Genomic DNA, 7,903 nt, shown 5'->3' with positions numbered 1-7,903 from the left:
CAACCTTCACTGCGAGAGGTCATTCGGGCGTGCTGGCCTGGCGGCTCGGCTGGTGGGTGATCAGCGGGCGGTGTCGCGGACGAGGACGAGTTCGGTGCTCGTCCGGCGGTGGGTGGCACGCTGCGCGGATCGGTCGGAGACGAGCGAGGCGATCGCGAGATGGGTCTCGGCGTAGGTATCGCGGCGTCCGTGTGGCCGTCACCATGTCCGCCGAGGCCGTAAAGCGGTGGACAGCTCTCCGGCTCTGGGTGAGCATCACCGCGATGAACAACGAACCTCTCTCCACCCCCAAACGCGTCCGCTTCGTCGAGCTCAGCGCAAAGACACTGCGGGCGCTTGCCGACGGTGACCTCGCCGGCGGCAGCGCCGAGGCCGGGGTCGCCCTTGACGAACACTTCGTCGGTGAGCGAGCCCGCTGGATCTTCGGCTACCGCGCCGACCAGCTCGCCAAGGACCCCTCTGCCGCGCCCTGGATCACGCGGGCCGCGGTGTCCGAGCCGGACGGGGTCGTCGTTGGCGACGCCGGGTTCCACGGGCCGCCGGACGAGGTCGGCATGGTCGAGGTTGGCTATACCGTCGTGCCCGGGTACCGCCGCCAGGGCTATGCCCGCGCCATGCTGAGGGCGTTGCTCGTCAGGGCCGCCGCCGAACCCGGTGTCAGGACCGTGCGCGCCAGGATCGGATCCGACAACACCGCCTCCCTGGCCTCCATCGAGGGCTTCGGCTTCACGCGCGTCGGAGAGCAGGGGAACGAGCGCGACGGACTCACGATCATCTTTGAGGTCCCGGCCGACGCGATTCAGGCCGGGTAACTTTACGGCCTCGGCGGACACGGTGATCGTCCCGGTCGGGCCGTGACATGAGAAGGGCCGCACGGGTTGGGTGAGTTGTGAAGCTGACCTGGGCCCGTGCGGCCTGTTCCCATCCTGCCCTGTCCGGTGTCTCACGCGCACTTTTCGGCGAGTTGTTCGCCGAGCTCGCCAGTGCGTGGGAGGCCGCGCGGCAGTCTGCGCTCCGCGAGGCCCGGGGCGGGGAGCGTCGGCGGGCGGAGGGTGCCGGCCGGAAGCCCAAGTTGGTCTTCCTCGATCGGCTGCTTGTCACCCTGGTCCATCTGCGCCATCAGTTGCCGCACGTGGTGCTCGCCGAGCTCTTCGAGGTGGATCGCTCCACTGTCTCCGCGGCCATCCGCCAGGTCCGCCCGCTGCTGGCAGCCCGTGGTTTCGCCGTGCCCGACCGGCCCGGCCTGCGGCTGAAGACACTGGAGGACGTCTTCGCCTATGCCGAGGCGGAGGGCGTCGAGCTGCGGCTCGACGGGGCCGAGACCCAGGTCCGCCGCCCGCAGGCCGACCGCCCCGGGCGCCGGGCGTTCGTCTCCGGCAAACGCAAGCAGAACACCATCAAGACCACCACGTTCAGCGACGGCCAGGGCCGCCTGCTGCTGTCCGGCTTGGTCCGCCCCGGCCGGATGCACGACCAGACCGCCGTGCGCACCGAGGGCATCGCCGAGCAGTTCCGCACCCGTACCGGCGTGAAGGCGAAGGTCGATTCCGGCTACCTCGGGCTGGCCAAAGAGTTCCCCGGCCAGGTCAGCGCCCCGCCGAAGAAGCCCAAGGACGAGGCGTGCGACGGTGACAAGCACGCCTGGCGCGAGACACGGCGGCGGCAGTCCTCGGCGAGGATCTGTGTGGAACACACCAACGCCGAGCTCCGCCAGTGGGCACCCCTGCGCCGATTCACCGGACGCCGCGATACCTACGCCGAGACCCATCTCGCGATCGCCTCGCTCGTCTCCGACCGATCCGCGCAGCGTGCCACCCACCGCCGGACGAGCACCGAACTCGTCCTCGTCCGCGACACCGCCCGCTGATCACCCACCAGCCGAGCCGCCAGGCCAGCACGCCCGAAGCTCAATTTCCCCCAAGACCGTAAGTGCCGCCCGCTCGCTCTGCTCGGCCCGGGGCGCGGTCGGCGAGCAGGCCGGTGACGGCGGTGACGTAGGCGTGGGCGGTGCCGACGGATAACCCGAAGCCGGCTGCGATGCGGGCGAGGGTGTCATGGCGCCGCAGGTACACGAGAGCGACGAGCGCACGCTGGTGCGGCGGGAGCTTGCACCGTCGGTCGCCCTCACGGGTGACGATGAGCATGGTGACCCACTCGACCAGGGTGTGAGGCAGGTCGAGTGCGGCAGGATGGGGAACCAACGAGGCTCCTGTGCCGATGGGTTGAGACTTCGAACACCTCCCCCAACGGCACGGGAGCCTCGTGCGTTGCAGCCACTGTCCCTCCCCACCTCACCGGCGTCACCCGATCAGTGGCCAGCCTGAAAAGGCTCAATGATGAGCACCTCATCGGCGCCGTCGTCGTCGAAGCCGAGCACCGCCGCGTTCACATGGGAGGTGAACATGGACCGGCAGCGCTCCCACTGGGGCGTGCCGGGCAGCACATCGGCCGGCCAGGTCACGCCGGTGGCGCCTTCCATGTCGGCGCTGATCAGGATCTTCATGTCGCATCGCGTTACGCGTAGGCGAACACCAGCGTCAGGATGAGATGGACGCGCTCTCTGGCCCGACCGGCGGTACAACAGCGAGACTGGGCAGGGCGAGACGGTCGTCTCGCCCTGCCCGGCCCTGTCATGGGCGTCAGCGTGGCACGCGACCGCTACCCCGCTCTCCGGCCACCCCGAAGATGCCACTTATCACCCTGCCTGCCTGGGGTGTCGGCTCGTAGAACCACGACCCCACGGCCCAGGTCAGATACTCCGCCACCGTTCCGGTCTTTCCGCCGATGTTCTCCCCAAGCTGCCTATTGGCGGCGTCCCTGTCCGCCTTGACCGCCGGCCCCGTCATGACGTTGGGGCCCACGGTGTACCGGAAGTCGTGCTGAAGGCAGGCATCGAGCGTCTGCTGTGAAACTGCCCGCATAGGGACTCCCGTGCACCCATTGGCGTAGAAGCTGCGCTGCAGACGGGCATTCACCGGATCAGCCGGATCCAGCTGAAGCACCCGATTCCGCATCTCTACGAACGAGGCATTGTCCATGCGCGCGATCTTGAGGTAGAGACTCTTGGAGAGCGCCGCTCCGGGATACCCTGCCGAGGGTGCGCCAGGCCCGGAGTTGAAGTCGAGTGCCCGACCCTGACGGCCGGGCTTCCGGCCTGAAGGGTCACCGCCCGTCCACTCACCGTACTTCGGGTCGCTGGCACAGTCGGCAGCCCCGCTCAGTAGACCGTCCGCCTCCGCGCTCTCCGGCTCCACGGCGTCCGGCACCGCGGCGTCCGCCTCCACGCTCTCCGGCACCGTGACATCGGGCTCCGCGGGGGCCGTCTCTGCGGGGGCCGGCTCCACGCTCTCCGGCTCCGTGGCGTCGGGTTCCGCGGGGGCCGGCTCCACGGGGGCCGGCTTCGCACCACCGGGCTTCGAGTCTGCGCCCGGTTCGCAGTCAACCTCCGCTTGAGCCTCAGCCGCCCCGCGTGGGGTACTGGCGGGTTCGTTGGCAAAACCAACGGGCGACAGGGCAACTGCGGCTACGACAGCTGCCGCCCCGGACGCGGCAAGCCACTTCGGCCGATTCTTTGATGTCCGCTTGTGGTTCATTACACCTTTTCCTTCTCTTCGAATCCACCTCGCGATGACGGAGGTGGAAGTTGTTCACGGAATAGCAGGCCCAATGCCCGGACCGACCGGGAAACCAGGGCCAATGCCCGGACCACCGGAACTGATGCCCGGGATACCGGAGCCAATACCGGGAATACCAGGGCCGATACCTCGACCACCAGAACCGATACCGGGGATACCGGACCCGATGCCGGGCCTACCCGGGAACCTCGGGAACCCGGAACCGACGCCAGGAATGCGGCTGCCCGGCCTGCCATGGGGCCTGGCACCATCCGAACTGCCGGGCGGGCCATCGTTCTTGTCGATCCACTCACGAAAGGCTGTGACGTCGGTGTAGATCACATTGCCGACGCCACAGGTGGCGCTCTTGCCTCCCGCGCGGCTTGTGGCGCCCACCAATTGCAATCTGTCATCCGCATCGACCAGCGCGGGCCCGCCCGAGTCGCCAAAACAGGCGGTGTCGGTCCGGGTGCCGCCGACGCACAGTTCCCTGCCCGGAACGATCTCCTGGCAGGCGCTGTCGGGCTGGAGCGGCGTGGTCAATTCCTTGAGAGTGCGGGGCGGTTCCTGCTCACAGCCCCTCTCGGGGCAGCTCTGCCCCCAGCCGATCAGATGCAGTGGCGCGCCGTTCCCGGACTTGGCGGATGCTATTTCGGCCGGAGAGTTCGGCACTTCCCTGGACAGCTTCAGGAGTGCGATGTCCGCACCTCGTATGTCTGACGAGGACCCGGGTGTCACCACTTCGGCGACTTGAGCCACGGTGCCGCCGCTTGAGCGATCATTCGATCCGATGCGTACCGTCAAGGCTCCCGGCGAAGACATGCCCTGGACACAGTGCTGTGCCGTGACCATGACCCTTGAGTTGATCAGTGTGGCGCCACAGACATGTTTGCCGGCCTGCTGCAAAGACCCCATGAAGGGGTATGTTTTCGGCGCCTGCTGCCCTCCGACAATCAGCGGAACAGCACCGTGCGCCGCGCTGAACACCCCCGCTGACACACCGCCGATGGCCAGCGTCAGAACGGCAGCCCTGACGCCCTTGTGCGTCCGAGAGCGCCGAATTGATCGTTTTCCTCCGCGCATGTATTCCTCCAGTCGATCGAAGGCTGACGAGCGTTGCGCTCGCCTGCCGGTTGACTGAAGTCAACGGCCAACGATCGTCTGCGGAATCCACCACGAGACGTATCTGCCACGTGACGACCGGCGGAGGTGGTAACTGACTCGGCGCTCCCAGATCGTTCAGCGATGAGGAGCGCGTTTGTGCAAATTTTCTAAAAACGCCGTTCTTCTGAACTCGCTGCCGAAGCCTGCGTATTCATCAGGTGAATGACTCACTACGACGCCTTGGCCAGCCCGGCAGAGAAGCAGGTAACGAATGTTCGACCAGAGCCAAGCGGCCGGACCGCGGTATCAGCGCGCCTTTGGCGCAGTCGGTGTGTGGGACATGTTCACTCGGTCCCTGAGGCCCGACAGCGGCGGCCACAGGCGGCTGGGTGTGGCAGTGCGCCCAAAGCGCCGCACCCTTGCCTATGACGCGGTGCTGACGGTCGCCGTAACCGCCTACACCCTCTTCGTACAGCTGATCCTCCTGCCCGCGCTGGCTGCCGCCGACCCGAAATACGCGGCGGTGATTCCTGTCGGCAACCTTCGTCTGCTGATCATCGTGGTCTCGGTTCTGGCATCCCTGGCACTGGCCTTGCGCCGCCGATGGCCTCTCATACCCGCTGTCTTGGCGATCGTCGAGTTGTGGCTGCAGCGCGGCAGCCCCTTCCTCTATCCCATCGCTCTGTACACGCTCGTGACCCGGGGACGTCCGGGTTGGGCTGCGCTCACGGCGATGGCCGGCGCCGCGGTGCCGGTCTTCGTCCCCCTGCCGACCCTGGCTCTGGCGCCGCCGCTTCCCTTCCCGGCGCTGGTGACATTCACCGTGAAGATGTACATCCTGCCGACGATCGTGCTGCCCGTGCTGATTGCGGCGACCGTACGCACCCATCGCCTGCACATCGGGATCATCAAGGACCACGCACATCGCCTCAAGCGTGAGCAGCGGCTCTCGGCATCCAATGCCCGCCTGGAGGAACGCGCCCGCTTCGCCAGGGATCTCCATGACGGGGTGGCCCACTATGTGGGACTGATGATCATTCAGGCAGGCGCTCTCGAAGTGCGTTCGTCGGGCGCGCCCGAAGTGACGTGCACGGCCGCCCTGATCGGTGATCTCGGACGCCAAGGCATGGCCGAACTCCGCGACTTGCTTGACCTGCTCCGATCCGATCCCAACGCGACGGACGGCATGTCCGACCAGATGGCCGACGAAACATGGCGACGCGAAGTGCAGGAACTCGTGGACCGGACGCAGCAGGCGGGGGCCAGGGTCACCTGGCGGATGACCGGAGAGATCTTGCACGCCGGCTCGGCGGCGAATCGCACCGCCTACCGCGTGATTCAGGAGGGGATCTCGAACGCCATCCGCCACGCACACGGGGCAGAGATCGACGTTGCCGTCGTCGCACGCCCGCATCTCTTGGAAGTCGTTGTCCGCAACGGCCCCAAGGCGGCCCAGGGAGATGCGGCCGCGCGCTCTCTCGGCAGCGGCTACGGCCTGCGCGGCATGCGCGAGCGCGTCACACAAACCGGTGGCGTCCTGCTCGCCGATGCGACACCAGACGGGGGCTTCCACTTGTCCGCAAGCATTCCAACGATTGGACAACCACATGATCCGCGTCCTTCTCGTCGACGACGAGGCAATGGTGCGAGAAGGGATCCGATTGGTGCTCGAAGCCTCTGACGACATCACCGTGGTCGGCCAGGCCGCCGACGGTTCGCAGGTGCTGGAAGCCGTGAGGGTCCACCGACCCGACATCGTCATCATCGACATCAGGATGCCGAACGTCGACGGGGTTGAGGCCACCCGCCGATTGGTCAGTCTCCCCAGGCATCCCCGCGTCATCATCCTCACGGCCTTCGCGCTCGATGAGCATCTGCACGAGGCGCTCAACGCCGGCGCCGACGGCTTCATCCTCAAGGACATCGCCCCTCGTGACCTGATCGCCGCCGTCCACACGGTAGCCGCCGGCGACGCGCTGGTCTCGCCGTCGATGACCCGCAGACTCATCGAGCGGTACAACAGCTCCACCGCCGTCCGGGCCACCCAGGCGCAGGTCCAGCTGAACGCGCTGCCCAGGAACCACCGGCACATTCTCGCTCTGCTCGCCCACGGCAGCTCCAACGCGCAGATCGGGGCCGCAGTCGGCCTCTCCGAGTCGCGGGTGAAGGCGGAAGTGAGTCAGCTCATGCGCGAGCTGGGCGTCAGCAATCGGGTGCAGGCAGCCACCCTCGCCTGCACCGCGGGACTGCTCGACCAACCCCTCTCCCACCTCCCGTCGCCATTCCCCGGTGGGGGGCCCGACGAATCGGCATGAGGCACCCCCGAGGCACCTCCCCTCGCCGTTCTGCGCGGCATCCGCCTGGGAATCGCTGCCTCGTGACAGACATACGACCGGTCGGGCCTACCGACCTCTTCGAAGCCCTGGTGAGTTACCCGCCCCCCGACGAGACGACGGTTGCGCGGCTGGCTCACCTCGCGGGATGGATTCTCCCCGATACGGTCCAGGCCATAGCCGTGGCGCCGGTGGACGCGGCGCACCGGCCGCTCACGATCGCGCCGGGCATACTCACCGGCGCGAGGGGCGACGTGCTGTGTCTGCTCCTGCCGGACCCCAAGGGCAACACGCGGCTCCTTCGGCGTGGACTGGAGCACCACAGGGTCGCGGTCGGCCCGGTGGTGCCGCGCCGTGAGGCCCACCACTCACACAGGTGGGCCTGCCGTCTCCTGGAGCTGACCTCCGCGAACGGCCACGCCGGAGTCGTCCATGTACACGACCACCTGTCCGGCCTGTTGTTGCTGCAGGACGAATTCCTCCTCCGCACCATGGCGGCCCTGCACCTCAGGCCCTTGGCCGGTCTGACGTCCCGGCGGGAGGCGCAGCTGGCTGAGACGCTGCTGGCGTGGCTGGAAGGCAGGGGAGTTGCCGCGGCAGCCCAGGCACTCGGTCTACACCCTCAGACCGTGCGCTACCGGATGCGCCAGATCGAGAGGCTCTTCGGGCCGACACTGCAAAGCCCAAGGACGCGCTTCGAGATTGAACTGGCGCTGAAGGGCCGTCGACTGCTCAGCGCGGTACACACCGGTGGTCTGACGGCGAGGACGGGATCGCGATGACGCGCGCAAGCTCTGAGCCGAAGACAGTGACACCGCCCAAACCCACCGCCCCACCGATGGTCGGTCTCCC

Annotated in this window: 7 protein-coding genes and 2 pseudogenes; 5 read left to right on the top strand and 4 right to left on the bottom strand. The window is 67.6% G+C overall.

All coding sequences use genetic code 11. The features are described from left to right. Positions 1–263: 263 nt before the first annotated feature. Both J7I98_RS38010 and J7I98_RS38005 read left to right on the top strand, forming a co-directional pair. A complete protein-coding gene (locus J7I98_RS38010) occupies positions 264–812 on the top strand; it encodes a GNAT family N-acetyltransferase (RefSeq protein WP_214929629.1) in 549 nt (182 codons plus the stop codon). 77 nt (positions 813–889) lie between these two features. After that, complete coding sequence (locus J7I98_RS38005; protein ID WP_308378078.1) at positions 890–1,867, top strand: transposase family protein; 978 nt, start codon at positions 890–892, stop codon at positions 1,865–1,867. An 85-nt stretch (positions 1,868–1,952) separates the two neighbouring features. On the opposite strand, the pseudogene J7I98_RS38000 reads toward J7I98_RS38005, so the two are convergent. The 4 genes and pseudogenes from J7I98_RS38000 to J7I98_RS37985 all read right to left on the bottom strand — a co-directional run. Beyond that, positions 1,953–2,201: pseudogene (locus J7I98_RS38000) on the bottom strand (transposase family protein); the annotation flags it as partial. 128 nt (positions 2,202–2,329) lie between these two features. Further along, positions 2,330–2,503, bottom strand: a pseudogene (locus tag J7I98_RS37995) (M55 family metallopeptidase); the annotation flags it as partial. Between the two features lie 136 nt (positions 2,504–2,639). Then, complete coding sequence (locus J7I98_RS37990) at positions 2,640–3,593, bottom strand: hypothetical protein (protein WP_214929628.1); 954 nt, start codon at positions 3,591–3,593, stop codon at positions 2,640–2,642. A 54-nt stretch (positions 3,594–3,647) separates the two neighbouring features. Next, complete coding sequence (locus tag J7I98_RS37985; RefSeq protein ID WP_214929627.1) at positions 3,648–4,697, bottom strand: trypsin-like serine protease; 1,050 nt, start codon at positions 4,695–4,697, stop codon at positions 3,648–3,650. A 292-nt stretch (positions 4,698–4,989) separates the two neighbouring features. On the opposite strand from J7I98_RS37985, the gene J7I98_RS37980 reads away from it, so the two are divergent. The 3 genes from J7I98_RS37980 (at position 4,990) to J7I98_RS42765 (ending at position 7,833) form a co-directional block, all read left to right on the top strand. Further along, positions 4,990–6,399, top strand: a complete 1,410-nt coding sequence (locus J7I98_RS37980) for a sensor histidine kinase (RefSeq protein ID WP_214929626.1) — start codon at positions 4,990–4,992, stop codon at positions 6,397–6,399. After that, on the top strand, positions 6,383–7,033 hold the full coding sequence (locus tag J7I98_RS37975; RefSeq protein WP_308378077.1) for a response regulator transcription factor: 651 nt from the start codon (positions 6,383–6,385) through the stop codon (positions 7,031–7,033). Before J7I98_RS37980 ends, J7I98_RS37975 begins: the two co-directional genes overlap by 17 nt. Before the next feature lie 62 nt (positions 7,034–7,095). Then, complete coding sequence (locus tag J7I98_RS42765) at positions 7,096–7,833, top strand: CdaR family transcriptional regulator (protein WP_214929624.1); 738 nt, start codon at positions 7,096–7,098, stop codon at positions 7,831–7,833. The last annotated feature ends 70 nt before the right edge of the window (positions 7,834–7,903 follow it).

The organism is Streptomyces sp. ISL-98, from assembly GCF_018614055.1.
GTDB classification, from domain to species: Bacteria; Actinomycetota; Actinomycetes; order Streptomycetales; family Streptomycetaceae; genus Streptomyces; species Streptomyces spiramyceticus.
The sequence above is the reverse complement of the archived record's forward strand: the minus strand, read 5'-3'. Positions and strand labels throughout refer to the sequence as shown.